This is a genomic window from Streptomyces sp. NPDC052701 (genome assembly GCF_040678355.1).
Taxonomy (GTDB): Bacteria; Actinomycetota; Actinomycetes; order Streptomycetales; family Streptomycetaceae; genus Streptomyces.
The window spans coordinates 1-15,729 of the sequence record NZ_JBFATO010000040.1 but is presented as its reverse complement, the minus strand read 5'-3'; the positions used below and the strand labels follow the sequence as shown (position 1 = coordinate 15,729).

General features: G+C 73.0%; 21 protein-coding genes and 1 tRNA gene. 5 read left to right on the top strand and 17 right to left on the bottom strand.

Going from position 1 to position 15,729, the window contains the following annotated elements; genetic code table 11:
- The first annotated feature begins 39 nt into the window (after positions 1-39).
- Entirely contained in the window at positions 40-798 is a 759-nt protein-coding gene (locus tag AB0L29_RS30655; protein WP_365831724.1) for a TetR/AcrR family transcriptional regulator, read from the top strand.
- Between the two features lie 13 nt (positions 799-811).
- Here AB0L29_RS30655 and AB0L29_RS30650 read toward each other — a convergent pair whose 3' ends face one another.
- Both AB0L29_RS30650 and AB0L29_RS30645 read right to left on the bottom strand, forming a co-directional pair.
- Positions 812-1,282, bottom strand: coding sequence for a PPOX class F420-dependent oxidoreductase (locus AB0L29_RS30650; protein WP_365831722.1), 471 nt, complete (start codon positions 1,280-1,282; stop codon positions 812-814).
- Between the two features lie 84 nt (positions 1,283-1,366).
- The gene (locus AB0L29_RS30645; protein WP_365831720.1) at positions 1,367-1,729 is read right to left on the bottom strand and encodes an STAS domain-containing protein; all 363 of its coding nucleotides are present in this window, start codon (positions 1,727-1,729) and stop codon (positions 1,367-1,369) included.
- Positions 1,730-1,939: 210 nt separating this feature from the next.
- Between AB0L29_RS30645 and AB0L29_RS30640 the strand changes: the two genes are divergently transcribed.
- Positions 1,940-2,662 carry an ANTAR domain-containing protein gene (locus tag AB0L29_RS30640; protein WP_365831718.1) on the top strand — a complete coding sequence of 241 codons (723 nt, stop codon included), beginning with the start codon at positions 1,940-1,942 and terminating at the stop codon, positions 2,660-2,662.
- 58 nt (positions 2,663-2,720) lie between these two features.
- The gene (locus AB0L29_RS30635) at positions 2,721-3,431 is read left to right on the top strand and encodes a GAF and ANTAR domain-containing protein (protein WP_365831716.1); all 711 of its coding nucleotides are present in this window, start codon (positions 2,721-2,723) and stop codon (positions 3,429-3,431) included.
- On the opposite strand, the gene AB0L29_RS30630 is transcribed toward AB0L29_RS30635, so the two are convergent.
- From AB0L29_RS30630 to AB0L29_RS30620, 3 genes are all read right to left on the bottom strand, one after another.
- Positions 3,414-4,235, bottom strand: coding sequence for a YceI family protein (locus tag AB0L29_RS30630; protein WP_365831714.1), 822 nt, complete (start codon positions 4,233-4,235; stop codon positions 3,414-3,416). The two genes, AB0L29_RS30635 and AB0L29_RS30630, sit on opposite strands and share 18 nt — an antisense overlap.
- 174 nt (positions 4,236-4,409) lie before the next feature.
- The gene (locus AB0L29_RS30625) at positions 4,410-6,950 is read right to left on the bottom strand and encodes an MFS transporter (protein ID WP_365831712.1); all 2,541 of its coding nucleotides are present in this window, start codon (positions 6,948-6,950) and stop codon (positions 4,410-4,412) included.
- A 13-nt stretch (positions 6,951-6,963) separates the two neighbouring features.
- On the bottom strand, positions 6,964-7,473 hold the full coding sequence (locus AB0L29_RS30620; protein WP_365831710.1) for a MarR family transcriptional regulator: 510 nt from the start codon (positions 7,471-7,473) through the stop codon (positions 6,964-6,966).
- Between the two features lie 194 nt (positions 7,474-7,667).
- Between AB0L29_RS30620 and AB0L29_RS30615 the strand changes: the two genes are divergently transcribed.
- Positions 7,668-7,862 (top strand): hypothetical protein, encoded by a 195-nt coding sequence (locus AB0L29_RS30615; protein ID WP_365831708.1) that lies wholly within the window; start codon positions 7,668-7,670, stop codon positions 7,860-7,862.
- A 206-nt stretch (positions 7,863-8,068) separates the two neighbouring features.
- On the opposite strand, the gene AB0L29_RS30610 is transcribed toward AB0L29_RS30615, so the two are convergent.
- The 8 genes from AB0L29_RS30610 to AB0L29_RS30575 form a co-directional block, all read right to left on the bottom strand.
- Complete coding sequence (locus AB0L29_RS30610; RefSeq protein WP_365831706.1) at positions 8,069-8,998, bottom strand: RNA polymerase sigma factor SigF; 930 nt, start codon at positions 8,996-8,998, stop codon at positions 8,069-8,071.
- A 268-nt stretch (positions 8,999-9,266) separates the two neighbouring features.
- Positions 9,267-10,148 (bottom strand): RNA polymerase sigma factor SigF, encoded by an 882-nt coding sequence (locus AB0L29_RS30605; RefSeq protein WP_365831821.1) that lies wholly within the window; start codon positions 10,146-10,148, stop codon positions 9,267-9,269.
- 177 nt (positions 10,149-10,325) lie between these two features.
- Entirely contained in the window at positions 10,326-10,619 is a 294-nt protein-coding gene (locus AB0L29_RS30600) for a Dabb family protein (RefSeq protein ID WP_365831704.1), read from the bottom strand.
- The gene (locus AB0L29_RS30595; protein ID WP_365831702.1) at positions 10,616-10,795 is read right to left on the bottom strand and encodes a hypothetical protein; all 180 of its coding nucleotides are present in this window, start codon (positions 10,793-10,795) and stop codon (positions 10,616-10,618) included. The genes AB0L29_RS30600 and AB0L29_RS30595 overlap by 4 nt, the downstream gene beginning before the upstream one ends.
- An 84-nt stretch (positions 10,796-10,879) precedes the next feature.
- Positions 10,880-10,964: transfer RNA gene (locus tag AB0L29_RS30590), tRNA-Ser, on the bottom strand.
- 45 nt (positions 10,965-11,009) lie between these two features.
- Positions 11,010-11,441 (bottom strand): tRNA adenosine(34) deaminase TadA, encoded by a 432-nt coding sequence (tadA, locus tag AB0L29_RS30585; protein WP_365831819.1) that lies wholly within the window; start codon positions 11,439-11,441, stop codon positions 11,010-11,012.
- A 92-nt stretch (positions 11,442-11,533) separates the two neighbouring features.
- Positions 11,534-12,079 carry a hypothetical protein gene (locus AB0L29_RS30580; RefSeq protein ID WP_365831817.1) on the bottom strand — a complete coding sequence of 182 codons (546 nt, stop codon included), beginning with the start codon at positions 12,077-12,079 and terminating at the stop codon, positions 11,534-11,536.
- 338 nt (positions 12,080-12,417) lie between these two features.
- Positions 12,418-12,621, bottom strand: a complete 204-nt coding sequence (locus tag AB0L29_RS30575) for a hypothetical protein (protein WP_365831700.1) — start codon at positions 12,619-12,621, stop codon at positions 12,418-12,420.
- A 138-nt stretch (positions 12,622-12,759) separates the two neighbouring features.
- Here AB0L29_RS30575 and upp point away from each other — a divergent pair, with 138 nt between their 5' ends.
- Positions 12,760-13,395 (top strand): uracil phosphoribosyltransferase, encoded by a 636-nt coding sequence (upp, locus tag AB0L29_RS30570; RefSeq protein ID WP_365831698.1) that lies wholly within the window; start codon positions 12,760-12,762, stop codon positions 13,393-13,395.
- 6 nt (positions 13,396-13,401) lie between these two features.
- Here the strand turns inward: upp and AB0L29_RS30565 are convergent, their stop codons facing one another.
- The 4 genes from AB0L29_RS30565 to AB0L29_RS30550 all read right to left on the bottom strand — a co-directional run bounded on the left by AB0L29_RS30565 (position 13,402) and on the right by AB0L29_RS30550 (position 15,285).
- Positions 13,402-14,013, bottom strand: a complete 612-nt coding sequence (locus AB0L29_RS30565; protein WP_365831815.1) for a LytR C-terminal domain-containing protein — start codon at positions 14,011-14,013, stop codon at positions 13,402-13,404.
- A 124-nt stretch (positions 14,014-14,137) separates the two neighbouring features.
- A complete protein-coding gene (locus AB0L29_RS30560) occupies positions 14,138-14,434 on the bottom strand; it encodes a type II toxin-antitoxin system VapB family antitoxin (RefSeq protein ID WP_004943146.1) in 297 nt (98 codons plus the stop codon).
- Between the two features lie 324 nt (positions 14,435-14,758).
- Complete coding sequence (locus AB0L29_RS30555) at positions 14,759-14,890, bottom strand: hypothetical protein (protein WP_365831696.1); 132 nt, start codon at positions 14,888-14,890, stop codon at positions 14,759-14,761.
- Positions 14,891-14,949: 59 nt separating this feature from the next.
- Positions 14,950-15,285 (bottom strand): hypothetical protein, encoded by a 336-nt coding sequence (locus AB0L29_RS30550; RefSeq protein WP_365831694.1) that lies wholly within the window; start codon positions 15,283-15,285, stop codon positions 14,950-14,952.
- Between the last annotated feature and the right edge of the window lie 444 nt (positions 15,286-15,729).

Genomic DNA, 15,729 nt, shown 5'->3' with positions numbered 1-15,729 from the left:
TTAGCATGACCGGCAGCGGAGAGTCGAGGAAGGTGCGCCATGGCGAAGGCAGCCCAGCGGTCCGTGCGGACCAGCGTCTGGCTGGAGGGCAAGCCCCGCCGGGGAGGGCGCGGCGGAGGGCAGCCGTCCGGGCTGGACCGGGACCGGATCATCGAGGTCACCGTGCGGCTGCTGGACGCCGAGGGGCTGGCCGGGTTCTCCATGCGCCGCCTGGCAGCGGAGCTCAACGTCACCGCGATGTCCGTCTACTGGTACGTCGACACCAAGGACGACCTCCTCGAACTCGCCCTGGACGCGGTCATGGGCGAGTTCGCGCTGCCCGACCCGGACGCCGGCGATGACTGGCGCGACCAGCTGCGCGTCCTGGCCCGGGAGTACCGCGGCCTGCTGGTGCGCCACTCCTGGGTGTCGCCGCTGGCCGGCACGTACCTCAACATCGGCCCGAACTACCTGGCCTTCGCCCGGACCGTGCAGCGCGTGATCCGCAGGACCGGGCTGCCCGAGCACCGGGTCACGGGCGCGATCTCGGCCGTCTTCCAGTTCGTCTACGGCTACGGCACGCTGGAGGGCCACTTCCTCGCCGGTGCCGCCTCCACCGGCATGACCCCGGACGACTACTTCCGGCACGCCCTGAGCGCGGTCACCGAGGCACCGCAGGCCGCCGAGATCATCCGGGAGTCCAGGAAGATCATGGAGGCCCGCGGCGGCGACACGGTGCGGGAGATGATGGAGCGCGACTTCGAGTTCGCCCTGGACCTGCTGATCGCCGGCATCGAGGCGATGGTGGCCCGGGGCTGAGCGGCCCGCCCGGCTACTCCCCCTCGACCAGCCGCGCCGGGAAGCCGCCGGTGGCCACCGGCCCCCACTTCTGCGGCGTGATCCGGATGACCGACTTGCCCTGCCTGACCATCGCCGCGCGGTACTCGTCCCAGTCGGGATGCTCCCCGGCGATGTTCCGGTAGTACTCGACGAGCGGCTCCACGGAGTCCGGCGCGTCGACGACCTCGGCCGAGCCGTCGATCTGCACCCACGGCCCGTTCCAGTCGTCGCTGAGCACGATGACGCTGACCCGCGCGTCCCGCTTGGCGTTGCGGGTCTTGGCCCGCTCCGGGTAGGTGGAGACCACGATCCGCCCCGAGTCGTCGACCCCGCAGGTCAGCGGCGATCCCTGCGGGCTGCCGTCGGCGCGCCGGGTCAGCAGGATCGCGCGGTGCCGCGGGCGGACGAAGTCCAGCAGCTCGTCCAGGGAGACACGGGTGTTGGTCGCGACGTTCGGTGCCATGGGGCAAGCCTAGGGTCTGTCGTCGAACTCCCGCCCGCCCTCCGGGCGGACGACGGGAGTCCGACGACAGGCCCTGGACGGACCCTAGGCCGCGAGGGCCTCGTCGAGGCTGTCGTACACCGGGACGTCCCGGCGCAGTCCGGTCAGCTCCAGCACCCGGCGCGGTACGCCGTTCGCCTCCGCCACGACGACGACCCGGGCGCCGGGGCGCAGCCGCCGGCGCACGTCGTTGACGAGGCGGACGCCCTGGGAGTCCATGAACCGGGTCGCGGACAGGTCCAGGACCAGGGTGCGCAGCCGGCCGGCGCGGGCCCGGGCCGCGGACAGGATGAGGGTGAGGAGCTCGTCGGCGTTGCGGGCGTCGATCTCGGGGGGCAGGGCGAGGAGGACACGGCCGGGGTGGTCGCGCGGCTCGGTGGGAGGCGGGGGGAAGGGCACAGCACTCACCTGGCAGACGTTCGTCCGGATTCCGGTAAGGCCGCTTCCTGACCTGTCGGCCCATTCCACCACGCCGGGGCGCGGGTGCGAAAGCGCTCCCCCCGACCCGTCGGCCGGGCGTCACCTCGGCGCAACCGAGCAGCTAAAGTGCTGTCCGTCCTGTGCTCGCAGTCGGGAATGTGCTGCGGAGCTCTCCTGCGCACGGTCGGTCGGCCGTGCATGCCGAAGAGGTTCGTGGTGGCTGCGTCCGAGTTTTCTGATTTGCCCCGTTTTCCGGCTGGGCTGGAGCTGGCGGAAGCGCTGACGGCGGCGGCTCGGCAGTTGCACGAGACGCCCACGCCGCACAGCACCCTGCACACGGCGGTCCGGCTGGCGGTGCACCTCATGCCCGGTGCCGATCACGCCGGGGTCTCCGTCATCGAGCGCAGCAACCAGCGCCGCACGGTCGCCTGGACCGACGAGGTCGTGCGCTGCGCCGAGACCCCGCACACCGATCGCGGACGGCAGCCCTACTGGGAGCGGCTGTGGACCACCCCCGTGGTGCGGATGGCGGACAGCGAGGCCGACGACGGCGGGGAGACGCTGTCCGGTCTGGGCCTGCGCTCGGCCCTGTCCCTGCGGCTGCGCGCCGACCGCCGCCGGCTGACCGTGCTCACGGCGTACGCCCGCAAGCCGGACGCCTTCGACGAGGACGCCACCCGGATCGGCCGGCTGTTCACCGCGCACGTCAGCATCGCCCTCGACTCGGCGACCGTGCGCGAGCAGCTCACCGAGGCGATGCACACCCGGGACCTGATCGGCCAGGCCACCGGCATCCTCATGGAGCGCCTGGACATCGACGCGGCCGGGGCCTTCGAGAGCCTGGTGCGGGCCTCCCAGCGGGAGAACGTGAAACTGCGCGACCTGGCCCGCCGGATCGTGGAGCCGCACAACACGCCGTGAGGGGGCGGCGCGTGGCGCCGGGGGCGTTAACGGTCGCCGACGGGATATCCGTACGGTCATGAGATCCGAGACGTCCGACACGCTGGAGACGGAGATGGCGCGCAGCAGCGGTCTCGACACCCTGCTGCGCGATCTGACCGACCGCGCGGTGCAGGAGGTGCCGGGCGCGGCGGCCTGCAGCGTGACGGTGCGCCGCGCCGGCCGGCTGCTGACCCTGGCCGGCAGCCGGGGCCTGCCCAGCGGCCTCGACCAGCGTCAGTACGAGAACGGCTCGGGTCCCTGCGTCGACGCCGCCGACACCGGCACCGAGCAGTACGCGCCCGACCTGGCCACCGAGGCACGCTGGCCGTCGTACACGGAGTTCGCGCGGTCCGCCGGCGTCCGCTGCGTGCTGGCGCTGCCGCTGCCCGTCGAGGGCGAGGCGGGCGCCGCGCTCAACTTCTACGGCGTGGAGCCCGGAGCGCTGGGGACCGGGCGGGACGCGGCCCGCGCCTTCGCCGCCCGGGCCACGGACGCGATCAACGTGGCCCTGCGCATCGAGCACAGCCGCTCGTCGGCGGCCGACGTGCGCACCGCCCTGCTCTCCCGCAGCGTCATCGACCAGGCGATCGGCATCCTCATGGCGCGGGAGCGGATCGACGCCCGCAACGCGCTGGAACGGCTGCGCCGCGTCTCGCAGGACAGGAACGTCAAACTCCGCGACCTGTGCGCCCATCTGGTGGCCACGGTCGCCGAGCCGGCCGGCCCGTCCTCACGCCGCGGGCAGTGACGTGCCCTGCACCGCCTGGATGTCCAGCTCCACCCTGAGCGTGGTGCCGATGGCGGCGATGCCCGCCTGCAGCACCTGGTTGTAGTTCATCGCGAAGTCCTCGCGCCGCAGTTCGGTCGTGGCGCGGAAGGCCGCCCGGACCCCGCCCCACGGGTCCGGGCCGGTGCCGAGGTAGGACAGGTCCAGGTCGACCGGCCGGACCACGCCGTGCAGGCCCAGTTCGCCGTGGACCGTCCAGCGGTCGGAGCCGGCCGCGGTCAGGCCCGTGGAGCGGTAGGTGATCTCCGGGTGCCGCTCGACGTCCAGGAAGTCCGCGGACCGCAGGTGGGTGTCGCGCACGCCGTTGCCGGTGTCGATGGACGCGGCCCGGATCACCGCCTCCACCCGGGACTTCGCGACGTCGTCCGGGGCGATCTCGATGGAGCCGGAGAACTCCGTGAACCGGCCGTGCACGCTGGAGATCCCCAGGTGCTGCGCCACCGCGGCCACGCTGGAGTGCGCCGGGTCGACGGTCCACGGCCCCGGCGGCGGCAGCTCGGTGCCGCCCTGCCGGGCCAGGGTCACCGTGCCGACCTCGGCCCGCCCGCTCGCGGTGACGAGCGCGCCGGCGGCGGCGGGCGCGTAGCCGACGGCCGTGACGATGACGGTGTACGCCCCCGGCGCCAGCGGGGTCGCGTCCCGTACGGCCCCCTCGGCGTCCGCCTCGGCGCGCAGCACCTGGGCGCCGGTCGTGTCGGCCACCGTGACGACCGCGTGCGACACGGCCCATCCGTCCCGGGTACGGATCCTCGCGGTCAGTCCCATCCCGTTGTCTCTCCCTGAGAAGTACCGGAAAGCTGAAGTACCGGAAAGCTGAAGTATCTGAAAACTGTCGAAAACAGCAGAAATCGGTCGTGGTGGTCGTAGTGCGGAAGCCGGCCCGCGGCGGGGCGCGCCCGGAGCCCGGAGCGCGCCCGCCCGCCGCGGGCCGGGGCCGGTCTACTCGCCGGGGTGGGCCAGCTCGATGTCGTGGCCGTCGACGCCGGGGCCGGTCACCGTCAGGGCGGTCGCCACCGGCGGGTAGCCCGTGGCGATGACGGTGTACTCGCCGCCGTCCAGGTCGGTGAAGGCGTACGCCCCGTCCGCGCCGGTCGTGGCCGAGCCGACCACGTTGCCCGCCGCGTCCACCAGCGTCACCCGGGCGTCCGCGAGCGGACCGTGCGGGGCCCGGACGACACCCTGGAGCCGGGCGCCCGTCTCCAGGTCGACCTCGACGCGGGTGACCCCGGTGCCGCCCACCTCCACGGGCAGCGCGCGCGGCCGGTACCCGGCGGCGTTCACCGCGACGGTCACCGTGCCCGGCACCAGCTCGGCGAAGGAGAACTCGCCCTGCTCACCGGTGGCCCGGGCGGCCAGCAGGTCCCCGCGCACATCGGTGACGATCACCATCGCGTCCTCGACCGGCAGCCCGCTCCCGGCGGCCCGCACCAGGCCGGTCAGCCCGCTGGTGCCGTTGAGCAGGACGTCGTAGGCGACCGGTTCGCCGTTCACCACGATCGTGGACGCCTGCGGCTGGTAGCCGTCGGCGGAGGCGATCAGGACGTACGAACCGGCGCCCGGGGCGTCCAGCGCGTAGGAGCCGTCGGCCTGCGCGACCGACCGGCCCAGCTGCCGTCCCGTCAACGAGATCAGCGTGACGGCGGCCTGCGGGACGGGTGCGGACTCGGCGCCGCGCACCCGGCCGCGCACCGGGATCCCGTCGCCCGGGGAGCCGGACGGCCCCTCGGGGCGGACGGCCGTGGCGAGGGCCGCGAGCCGCTGCGTGTCCGTGCCCTCGCCGGACGGCCCGGTGTGCGCCACGGCCCGGCCCGGTGCCTGGTCCGGCTCCTGGTCCGGCGCCTGGTCCTGCGTGGCCGGGGCGGGCGCCCCCGCAGGGGTCCCGGCCTCCGCCGCCTGGGCGAGCGCGCCCGTGGTCCGCAGCGGGACCTCCTTGATGAACAGCGTCACCAGGAAGGCGAGCAGGGCGACCGGGGCGACGTACAGGAAGATGTCGGCGATGCCGTGTCCGTAGGCGCTCTCCAGCCAGGTGCGGACGGGGGCGGGCAGCGCGTCCATGTCCGGCAGCTCGCCGCTGCCCACGGCCTTGCCGGCCGCCATCCGCTCCCGCGGGCCGAGCGCGCCGATGGTGTCCTCGGCGTAGTGGGTGATCCGGGACGACATCACCGAGCCGAGCGCGGAGACGCCCACCGCGCCGCCGAGCGACCGGAAGAAGGTGACCACCGAGCTGGCGGCGCCGAGCTCGTGCGGGGCGACCTGGTTCTGCGTGGACAGCACCAGGTTCTGCATCATCATGCCGGTGCCGAGGCCCATGACCGCCATGAAGAGGGCGATGTGCCAGTACGGGGTGTCGTAGCGCATGGTGCCCAGCAGGCCCAGGCCCGCCGTCAGCAGGGCGCCGCCCGCCACCAGCCAGGCCTTCCACCTGCCGGTCCGGGTGATGACCAGGCCGGAGACGGTCGAGGAGACGAACAGGCCGGCGATCATCGGGATCGTCATGACGCCCGACATGGTCGGGGACTCGTCCCGCGCGAGCTGGAAGTACTGGCTGAAGAAGACGGTGCCCGCGAACATCGCGATGCCGACGAACAGCGAGGCCACCGAGGCCAGCGTGATGGTGCGGTTGCGGAACAGGCCCAGCGGGATGACCGGCTCGGCGGCCCTGGTCTCCACGAACACGAAGACCAGCGCGAGCACGAGCGCGCCGCCCACCATGGCGTACGTCTGCCAGGACAGCCAGTCGTACTTGTCGTCGGCGAAGGTGACCCAGATCAGCAGCAGGCACACGGCGGCGGTGATGAAGAAGGCGCCGGCCCAGTCGACCTTGACCTTGCGCCTGCTCTCCGGCAGGTGCAGCGTCTTCTGCAGCACCAGCAGCGCGATCAGCGCGAACGGCACGCCGACGTACAGGCACCAGCGCCAGCCGAGCCACTCGGTGTCCGTGATCACGCCGCCGACCAGCGGACCGCCGACCGTCGCCACGGCGAAGGTGGCGCCGAGGTAGCCGGAGTACCGGCCCCGCTCGCGCGGGGAGATCATCGCGGCCATGATGATCTGCGCCAGCGCGGTCAGACCGCCGGCGCCGAGGCCCTGGATGACACGGGCGCCGATCAGCATGCCGGGGTTCTGCGACAGACCCGCGACGATCGAGCCGGCGATGTAGACGCACAGGGCTATCTGGACCAGCGCCTTCTTGCTGACCAGGTCGGCGAGCTTGCCCCACAGGGGGGTGGAGGCCGTCATCGCCAGCAGCGCGGCGGTCACCACCCAGGTGTACGCGCTCTGGCCGCCGCCCAGGTCCGTGATGATCTCGGGCAGGGCGTTGGAGACGATGGTGGAGGACAGGATGGCGGCGAACATGCCGAGCAGCAGCCCGGACAGCGCCTCCATGATCTGCCGGTGCGTCATCGGAGCGTGGCCGGCGGAGGAGCCTCCCCCGTGCTTGGCATGAGCCCGCACACCGGCTGGTGTGGTCGTTGCCATGGGCTTCCTTCTCTTACGTGCTTGCGGGTGTACGGGTGGTCCCTGCGCGTGCGGACGGTGCGGGCCGGGGCGGCGGTCCCGCCCGGTGGGCGGACCGGCGGTCGCCGATGCTCTCCCGGAGCCGGGCCATCAGCCGGGTGAGCTGGCCGACGTCCTCGTCCGACCAGTCGCTCAGGCGTTCGGTCAGGACCTGGGTGGTGCGCCGGGACAGTTCGTCGAGCTGTGCCCGGCCGGCGGGCGTCAGACGCAGGATGCGCGAACGCTTGTCCGCCGGGTCGGGGGAGCGCTCGATCCAGCCGCGCTCGGCGAGATGGGCGACATGGCGACTGGTGACCGACATGTCCACGGCGAGCAGCTCCGCGAGCTTGCTCATGCGTATGTCGCCGTGGCGGTCGACCAGGGCCAGGACGGTCGCCGAGCCGCTGGGGCAGTCGGCCGGCAGGATGCGGCTCAGCTCCCGTTTCACGGCGCCGAAGGCGCTGAACTGACGGATCAGCTCCTCGTATCGCGCCCTCTCGGCCATCACACCTCCCATTTCGTTGCTTAGGGCAACCATAGAAGCTGTTGGTTGCTACAGGCAAACAAAAAAGGGGGAGCGGGTGACAAAAACTTGGCAAAGGCATGTATTGCGGCAGTGAACACGCAGGTGGTGCCGGCGGGCCGGACCGGCCGACCCGCACTTGGGCCGTCACCGCGGATTCGCTAGGGTCTCGGGCCATGGCTAACAACCCGGGCCCCCAGGGCAATTACGACCCCGCCGGCAGCACCCAGATGTTCCGCGCGTTCGTGGACGAGGCCGCCCCGCAGTCCCGTCAGGCCGCCGCTCCGGCCGGCCCCCGCATCGGTCTGATCGTCGGCGTCGTCGCCGTGGTGGCGATCGTGGCGGCGGTGGCCTGGCTGGCGCTGGCGTAACCGGGCGGGCGCCCGCCCCTTTTGGGCTTCGCGCCCGCCCCTCCCGGGCTTCGCGCCCGCCTCTCCCCGGGCTCCGCGCCCGCCCGCGGCGGCAAGGGAACGCGTCGGGGAAGGCGCCCCGCCCGGACCCGGTCCACACACACGACGGCCGCCGCGGCGCCCGGGAAGGCGTCGCGGCGGCGATGGCCGTATGCGCGTGCGGGACGTCAGTCGGAGATGAGCCCGTCCCGCAGCTGCGCCAGCGTCCGGGTCAGCAGCCGGGAGACGTGCATCTGGGAGATGCCGACCTCCTCGCCGATCTGCGACTGGGTCATGTTGGCGAAGAAGCGCAGCATGATGATCCGCCGCTCGCGGGGCGGGAGCTTGGCCAGCAGCGGCTTGAGGGACTCGCGGTACTCCACGCCCTCCAGAGCCGTGTCCTCGTAGCCGAGCCGGTCCGCGAGCGAGCCCTCGCCGCCGTCGTCCTCGGGGGCGGGGGAGTCCAGCGAGGAGGCCGTGTACGCGTTGCCGACCGCGAGCCCGTCGACGACGTCCTCCTCGGACACGCCCAGCACGGCGGCGAGTTCGGTGACCGTCGGGGACCGGTCGAGCTTCTGGGAGAGCTCGTCGCTGGCCTTCGTCAGCGCCAGGCGCAGCTCCTGGAGCCGGCGCGGCACCCGCACCGACCACGACGTGTCGCGGAAGAACCGCTTGATCTCGCCGACGACGGTCGGCATCGCGAACGTGGGGAACTCCACACCGCGTTCGCAGTCGAAGCGGTCGATCGCCTTGATCAGCCCGATGGTGCCGACCTGGACGATGTCCTCCATCGGCTCGTTGCGGGAGCGGAAGCGGGCCGCGGCGTAGCGCACCAGCGGGAGGTTGAGTTCGATCAGGGTGTCCCGGACGTAGGCACGCTCGGGGCTGTCCTCGTCGAGCGCGGCGAGCCGCAGGAACAGGGAGCGGGACAGGGTGCGGGTGTCGATGTCCTCCGGGGCCGGCGCGGCCGGGACCTGGGAGGCGGGGAGAGCCGGGGCGGACGCGGCCTCGAGGCCCGGGACGTCACCCGTGACGTCGTCGAGCGTGTCGAGCGCGTGGGGCACTGTGTCGCTCTCCGCGAGCGTGAGCACCTTCGAGCTGCCCTGTTCTACGGACATGCCACCCCCTTTGGGTCGCGGGACGGTCGCGGCGCACGCTCCCCTTCCGGGAACGCAGCCTTCACCTGAATACCGGAGCCGGAGCTCCGGCAAACGCTCTTCACGCAGAATGTCACATGTCGGCAACGCGCTGTAGTGACATGTCGACATGCGAGACGTGAAACGGCCCTGGAAACAAAGGGTCTGACGGTGTTTCGGCACGGAACCGCACGGAAGTGTCCCGGCGGGCGATTCGCCCACTCCGGTGATGTCTCGATCAGGTATTCGGTTAGGCGTCGATCCGGTTCGCGGAGCGCAGCCGCTGGAAACTGCGTGCCAGCAGCCGTGAGACGTGCATCTGGGAGACGCCGAGTTCCGCGCTGATCTGCGACTGGGTGAGGTTGCTGTAGTAGCGCAGCAGCAGGATCCGCTGCTCCCGTTCCGGGAGCTGGACCAGCAGGTGCCGTACGAGGTCGCGGTGCTCCACGCCGTCGAGCGCCGGGTCCTCGTAGCCGAGCCGGTCCAGCAGCCCGGGCATCCCGTCGCCCTCCTGCGCGGCCTCCAGCGAGGTGGCGTGGTAGGACCGCCCCGCCTCGATGCAGGACAGCACCTCCTCCTCGGTGATGCGCAGCCGCTCGGCGATCTCGGCCGTGCTCGGGGAGCGCCCGAGGGAGGTCGTCAGGTCCTCGGTGGCGCCGTTGACCTGCACCCACAGCTCGTGCAGCCGGCGCGGTACGTGGACGGTGCGGACGTTGTCGCGGAAGTACCGCTTGATCTCGCCGATCACGGTCGGCATCGCGAACGTCGGGAACTGCACGCCCCGGTCCGGGTCGAAGCGGTCGATGGCGTTGATCAGGCCGATGGTGCCGACCTGGACCACGTCCTCCATCGGCTCGTTGCGGGAGCGGAAGCGGGCGGCCGCGTAGCGCACCAGCGGGAGGTTGGCCTCGATGAGCGCCCCGCGCACCCGGTGGTGCTCCGCAGTCCCCGGCTGGAGTTCCTTGAGCTGGGCGAAGAGCACCTGGGTCAGCGCGCGGGTGTCGGCGCCGCGGCGCTTCGCCGGGGTCTCGGTCTCGGTCTCGGTCTCGGCCGGGTCCGGAGCCGGGTCCGGAGCCGGGGCCTGGGCGGGAACCTCGTCCTGGGGCGGCGCAGTACTGGCCGACACGGTCAACGCCACCTCTTCATCCGTCAACTCATCCGTCAATCCGTCCGTCAAAAGCGGTCATAGCATCACAAGACAGTCCATTGTGCGCAAGCACCGCATAACGCCGTGTTGAGGGGCAAGTTTGCAGGGTAAACGCGACAAAGCCCCCCGCCGTCCCGGCGGAGGGCTCCCGGGGGCGGTGCCTCAGAACTCGTAGTCGGCGATCACCCAGGTGGCGAACTCGCGCCACAGCGCGACGCCCGCCTGGTGCTCGGGGTGCTCCACGTAGCGGCGCAGCGCCTCGGGGTCGTCGAAGGCGGAGTTGATCGCGAAGTCGTGGGCGACGGGCCGGTCGCTGAGGTTCCAGCCCAGCTCCCAGAAGCGGATCTCCGGGATCTTCCCCTCCAGCGCGCGGAAGACCTCGACGCCCTCCACCACGCGCGGGTCGTCGCGCCGGACGCCCTCGGCGAGCTTGAAGAGGACCAGGTGGCGGATCATGACTTCCCTCCGTTGGCGACCCAGGTCGCGAAGTCGCCGAGGGCCTTGGCCGCGTCCGATATGCCCTCGAACCCTATCTGGACGTAGTCGGCGGCCTTGGCCGGGTCCGTGATGATCACGTAGAGCACGAAGACCGCGAGGACGTAGACGGCGATCTTCTTGGCGTTCACCGCCATCGCGGCCTCCCCTGTCATTGAGCTGCGCCGGGCGCGCTCATGATCGCACGAAGGGCCCCGTCTGACGACGAGGCCCTTCTCCAGCGGTAGCGGAGGGATTTGAACCCTCGGTGACTTGCGCCACACTCGCTTTCGAGGCGAGCTCCTTCGGCCGCTCGGACACGCTACCGAGGGAGACCTTACAGCAAGGTGGGCACTGCTTTGAAATCGGTATTCAACGATCCCGGAAGAAGCCGGTGAGGAGCCGGGCGCACTCCTCGGCGAGCACGCCCTCGATCACCTCGGGCCGGTGGTTGAGCCGGCGGTCGCGCACGACGTCCCAGAGGGAACCGGTCGCGCCCGCCTTCTCGTCGCGGGCGCCGTAGACGACGCGGTCCACCCGGGCCTGCACGAGCGCGCCCGCGCACATCGTGCACGGCTCCAGCGTGACCACGAGGGTGCAGCCGGTGAGCCGCCACCGGCCGGTCGCGGCGGCGGCCCGCCGGACGGCGAGGACCTCCGCGTGGGCCGTCGGGTCGCCGGTGGCCTCGCGTTCGTTGTGCCCGGCCGCGAGCACGGTACGGCCGTCCGGGGCCAGCACGACGGCGCCGACGGGGACGTCGCCGCCCCGGGCGGCCTGTCCGGCCTCCTCCAGGGCGAGCCGCATCGCGGCCCGCCAGCGGTCCCGCACCGGGTCCGGGGGCCCGGCGACGGTCGGGTCGGTGTGGTCGGTCGGGTCGGTGTGGTCGGTCGGGTCGGTCAGCGGACGGTCTCCAGGGTCTCCGAGGCGCCCAGCGCCTCGGCGATCTCGGTGAGCGCGTCCTCCGACAGGGAGCGCAGCTCCTTCTCGCTCACGCCGAGGTCCTCCAGGATCTGGGCGTCGCCGACCGGGCCGTGCGGCACCGCCTCGGCGGAGCCGGCGGCCGCGCCGCCGTCCTCGTCGGCCTCGTCGTCCTCGTCGTCCTCACCGTCCTCCGTGCCGTCGAGGTCGAGGGCGTCCAGGTCGGGGCCGTCGTCGCCGGGCTCCCGGCCGAGCAGCTCGTCGGTGAGCAGGATCTCGCCGTAGCTGCTGCGGGCAGCGGCGGTGGCGTCCGAGACGTAGATACGAGGGTCGTCCTCGCCGTCCACGCGGACGACGCCGAACCAGGCGTCCTCCTGCTCGATCAGCACGAGCACCGTGTCCTCGTCGGGAGAGGCTTCCCGGGCCAGGTCGGCCAGATCCGACAGGGTCTCCACATCGTCGAGCTCTGTGTCGCTCGCTTCCCACCCGTCTTCGGTGCGCGCGAGCAGTGCGGCGAAGTACACCGTGACTCTCCCACTGGTCATAGGCGTGCCGGTTGGGATTCCCCCCGGCGGAGGTTGCGGGCGGGGAGTGCTGCTCCGAGCCCCGCCCACTCGGAATCGTGGCAGAAACAAGGCGTTCAGGGGACGTCTTCGGCTCCCTGTGTCCGCAGTTTCGACCACGCGTCCCGGGGGAGGAACGCGCACCCGTCCGTGCAGGACCCACCAGCGCACTCGTTGCCGCCACTTGCGGATCGTACGCGGCTTTTCCCGCAGTCCACGCACCTCCGCCCCGGCAACGCGCGAAAGCCCCGCGATCTTCCGGCCGGGGAGCACGCACACCGGTCCCCCCGCCCGGGGGCCTACCAGCGGAACGTGCGCATGCGCATCGCGTGCCTCAGGCGTGCCGTCTTGGCGCGGCGCGGCTGGACACGGGCGCGCAGTTCCCGGGCCTCGGCGAGGTCCCGCAGGAACTCGGCGCGGCGCCGGCGCCGTTCGGCGTCCGTCTCCGCCGCGTCGGGCCGCTCGCGCGGCGACGGATCGTCTCGGGGATCCCGGTCGGGCATCGGCTCACCACCCTTGTTCCGTCCCTCCCACTTTCCCCCGGACGGCCGGTTCGACGCCAGTGGCGGGCCGGTGACCGGCCCGCATACCCGCCGAAGGCGGGGACGCCGGGCCTCTGCGGCCCGGTTAGTGTGGTGGACATGCGTCTCCACGTCGTCGACCATCCCCTGGTCGCCCACAAGCTCACCACGTTGCGCGACCAGCGCACCGACTCCGCGACCTTCCGCCGTCTCGCCGACGAGCTGGTCACCCTGCTCGCCTACGAGGCCACGCGCGACGTGCGCACCGAACAGGTCGACATCCAGACGCCGGTCGCCCGGACCACGGGCGTCAAGCTCTCCCACCCGCGTCCGCTGGTGGTGCCGATCCTGCGGGCCGGCCTGGGCATGCTGGACGGCATGGTCCGGCTGCTGCCGACCGCCGAGGTGGGCTTCCTCGGCATGATCCGCAACGAGGAGACGCTGCAGGCCTCCACGTACGCCACGCGCATGCCGGAGGACCTCTCCGGACGCCAGGTCTACGTCCTGGACCCCATGCTGGCCACCGGCGGCACGCTGGTCGCCGCGATCCAGGAGCTGATCAAGCGCGGCGCGGACGACGTGACCGCCGTGGTGCTGCTGGCCGCGCCGGAGGGCGTGGAGGTCATGGAACGCGAACTGGCCGGCACCCCGGTGACGGTCGTGACGGCCTCGGTCGACGAGCGCCTCAACGAGCACGGCTACATCGTGCCGGGCCTCGGCGACGCGGGGGACCGGATGTACGGAGCCGCCGAGTAGCCCTCCTCAGCAGCCCTTCCTCGCGGCGGGCGTCGGCTCGGGACTGGCCAGCGCGGCCAGCGCCCGGTCGGCGTCCGCCTTCTTCGCGAGCTGCTCGAAGCCGTCGCCCAGGATGAGGTCGACGGCGGTGCCCTTGCGGGCCGCGTCGGTGCGCCGCTCGGCGCCGGACAGCTGGGCGGCGAGGACGGACAGCGAGGTGTCCCGGGCGGACACGGGGCCGAGCAGGACGCCGGTGCCCTTGACCTTCTTGTCGTACTCCTCGGGCGCGTTGCCCACGTCGCCGATCGTGAAGCCGCGCTTCTTCAGTTCGTCCGCGGTCTTCTTGGCGAGACCGCTGCGGGTCGTGGCGTTGAGCACGTTGACCGTGATCCGGCGCGGCTCGGGCAGGGCGCGGGCGCTGGGCGAGGGGCTCGCCTCGGCCGGGCAGCCTGCCTTGGTGCCGGCCGCCGAGGCCTTTCCGCCGCCGCCGGTGAAGATGTCGACGAGCTGCAGCGTGCCCCAGCCGAACACGCCGAGCACGGCCGCGGAGGCGACGGCGAGGAGCACGAGCCTGCCCCGCCGCCGGGGACGGCGCATCCGCGGGTACTTGTCCCCCGTGATGCGGTACTGGCCGCCCATGCCGGGGGGAGTCAGCATGCTCATGGGCGCAGCGTAGTGTGCGCGGGCGACTCTGCCTACTAGATGATCATTCGACGTCGCCCGGTCCAACCCGAAAGGGCCAAGACGCGGGGGCGCGGCCCGGTCAGTCGAGTTCGAGCACCCGTGCGTGCAGCACCTGGCGCTGCTGGAGCGCCGCGCGCACCGCGCGGTGCAGGCCGTCCTCCAGGTACAGGTCGCCCTGCCACTTCACGACGTGCGCGAAGAGGTCGCCGTAGAAGGTGGAGTCCTCGGCGAGCAGGGTCTCCAGGTCGAGCTGCTGCTTGGTCGTCACGAGCTGATCGAGGCGGACCGGGCGCGGCGCGACGTCCGCCCACTGCCGGGTGCTCTCCCGGCCGTGGTCGGGGTACGGCCGGCCGTTTCCGATGCGCTTGAAGATCACACGGAAAGCCTACCGGTCATGACCTTCCGGGCGCAGCCACGGTGGCGGAGTGCGACGCCGGAAAAGGCGGTCGAAATCGGGATGAATCGGGAAGCGGTTCTGGAGGAGCGGCCGTGAAACCGTCCCGCGGGCCGCCGCGGGCTCCCGCCGCCACGGCCGGGGCGGCCCCGGGTTCCCCGGCGGCCGCGGCCGTGCCTTCCCGGCGGCGGTCGCGCGGAGCGTGCGCCCGACCGGCCCGAAAGGGGCCGTTCCCTTCCCGGACTCCCCCGACGGCAGGGCGGCGGTGCCCCCCCCGGGCCCGCCGCCGCCCGCCGGTCCGGCCGGTCAGCCGCGTTCTCGCTCCTTCTGCGGCTTCCGCGGCTGCCGCGCGTCGGGTTTGGGCTCGGGCCTGGGCGTGCTGCGGGCGGCCTCCGCGCGCAGCAGGGCGCGCATCACCGCGTACGGGTCTTCGAGCATGGCGGTCGTTCTCCTTCCGTGGGTGCGTGCGTGGCTTCGGGGACCGGTGGTCGGTCCGGTCAGCAGCGCAGGACCACACGGCGCAGCGCGTTCCCGGTGTGCGGCGGCCGGGGCGGCCGCGGGGCGGGCCGCGGTCCGGAAGCGGCCCGCCGGGCGGCCGGTGACGGCGCGGGGCGCGGCGGTGCGGCGGGGCGCCGGCCGTGCCGCGGCGCGGATCGCACGGCGGAGTCCGGGACGTCGTGCTCGACGGCCGGGCAGCCGTTGTCCCCGGGCGCCGCGCCGGCCGGCGCCGCCTGGGCCCGGACGGGCGCGCCCGCCACGAGCAGCGTGAGCAGCAGGACGAGCACCCGCAGCCGCCCGCTCCGGCGCGGGGCGCGCGGGGCGGCGGGGTTCACGCGAGGTCCTTCGCCGGGGCGCGCACGGCGCCCGTCCCGTCGGCGGCGGGATCCTCCCGTCCGGCCTGCGGCGTGCCCGGATCCGCGGGGCCGTGGAGGTCTCGACGGCGCCGGCCGCCCCGGGGCTGGCGCCCGGCCCCGGGGACGCGGTGCCCGGTCCTGGGGGCGCGGTGCCCGGGACGGTCCCGGCCGCTCCGGCGCGGATCCCGGGGAGGACCGGTCGGCCGCGGGCGGCGGCGAGGGTCCGCGCGATGCCGCGCACCGGCCGGCCGGCACCGGTCCACGGCCCGGGCGGTGGGCCCGGCCGTGGTGGTCCGGGCGGGTGGAGGGGGTTGGGTGGGACTGGGCGTGGTGGTCCGGGCGGGTGGAGGGGGTTGGGTGGGACTGGGCGTGGTGGTCCGGGCGGGTGGAGGGGGTTGGGTGGGACTGGGCGTGGTGGTCCGG

Excerpts from the sequence above, each read along its gene's own strand:
- AB0L29_RS30635 (WP_365831716.1), top strand. The coding sequence starts at position 2,721 with ATGAGATCCGAGACGTCCGACACGCTGGAGACGGAGATGGCGCGCAGC.
- AB0L29_RS30620 (WP_365831710.1), bottom strand. The coding sequence starts at position 7,473 with ATGGCCGAGAGGGCGCGATACGAGGAGCTGATCCGTCAGTTCAGCGCC.
- tadA (WP_365831819.1), bottom strand. The coding sequence starts at position 11,441 with ATGCGGCTCGCCCTGGAGGAGGCCGGACAGGCCGCCCGGGGCGGCGAC.
- upp (WP_365831698.1), top strand. The coding sequence starts at position 12,760 with ATGCGTCTCCACGTCGTCGACCATCCCCTGGTCGCCCACAAGCTCACC.
- AB0L29_RS30610 (WP_365831706.1), bottom strand. The coding sequence starts at position 8,998 with ATGTCCGTAGAACAGGGCAGCTCGAAGGTGCTCACGCTCGCGGAGAGC.
- AB0L29_RS30640 (WP_365831718.1), top strand. The coding sequence starts at position 1,940 with ATGCCGAAGAGGTTCGTGGTGGCTGCGTCCGAGTTTTCTGATTTGCCC.
- AB0L29_RS30615 (WP_365831708.1), top strand. The coding sequence starts at position 7,668 with ATGGCTAACAACCCGGGCCCCCAGGGCAATTACGACCCCGCCGGCAGC.
- AB0L29_RS30575 (WP_365831700.1), bottom strand. The coding sequence starts at position 12,621 with ATGCCCGACCGGGATCCCCGAGACGATCCGTCGCCGCGCGAGCGGCCC.
- AB0L29_RS30655 (WP_365831724.1), top strand. The coding sequence starts at position 40 with ATGGCGAAGGCAGCCCAGCGGTCCGTGCGGACCAGCGTCTGGCTGGAG.
- AB0L29_RS30650 (WP_365831722.1), bottom strand. The coding sequence starts at position 1,282 with ATGGCACCGAACGTCGCGACCAACACCCGTGTCTCCCTGGACGAGCTG.
- AB0L29_RS30565 (WP_365831815.1), bottom strand. The coding sequence starts at position 14,013 with ATGGGCGGCCAGTACCGCATCACGGGGGACAAGTACCCGCGGATGCGC.
- AB0L29_RS30630 (WP_365831714.1), bottom strand. The coding sequence starts at position 4,235 with ATGGGACTGACCGCGAGGATCCGTACCCGGGACGGATGGGCCGTGTCG.
- AB0L29_RS30595 (WP_365831702.1), bottom strand. The coding sequence starts at position 10,795 with ATGGCGGTGAACGCCAAGAAGATCGCCGTCTACGTCCTCGCGGTCTTC.
- AB0L29_RS30625 (WP_365831712.1), bottom strand. The coding sequence starts at position 6,950 with ATGGCAACGACCACACCAGCCGGTGTGCGGGCTCATGCCAAGCACGGG.
- AB0L29_RS30555 (WP_365831696.1), bottom strand. The coding sequence starts at position 14,890 with ATGCTCGAAGACCCGTACGCGGTGATGCGCGCCCTGCTGCGCGCGGAG.
- AB0L29_RS30600 (WP_365831704.1), bottom strand. The coding sequence starts at position 10,619 with ATGATCCGCCACCTGGTCCTCTTCAAGCTCGCCGAGGGCGTCCGGCGC.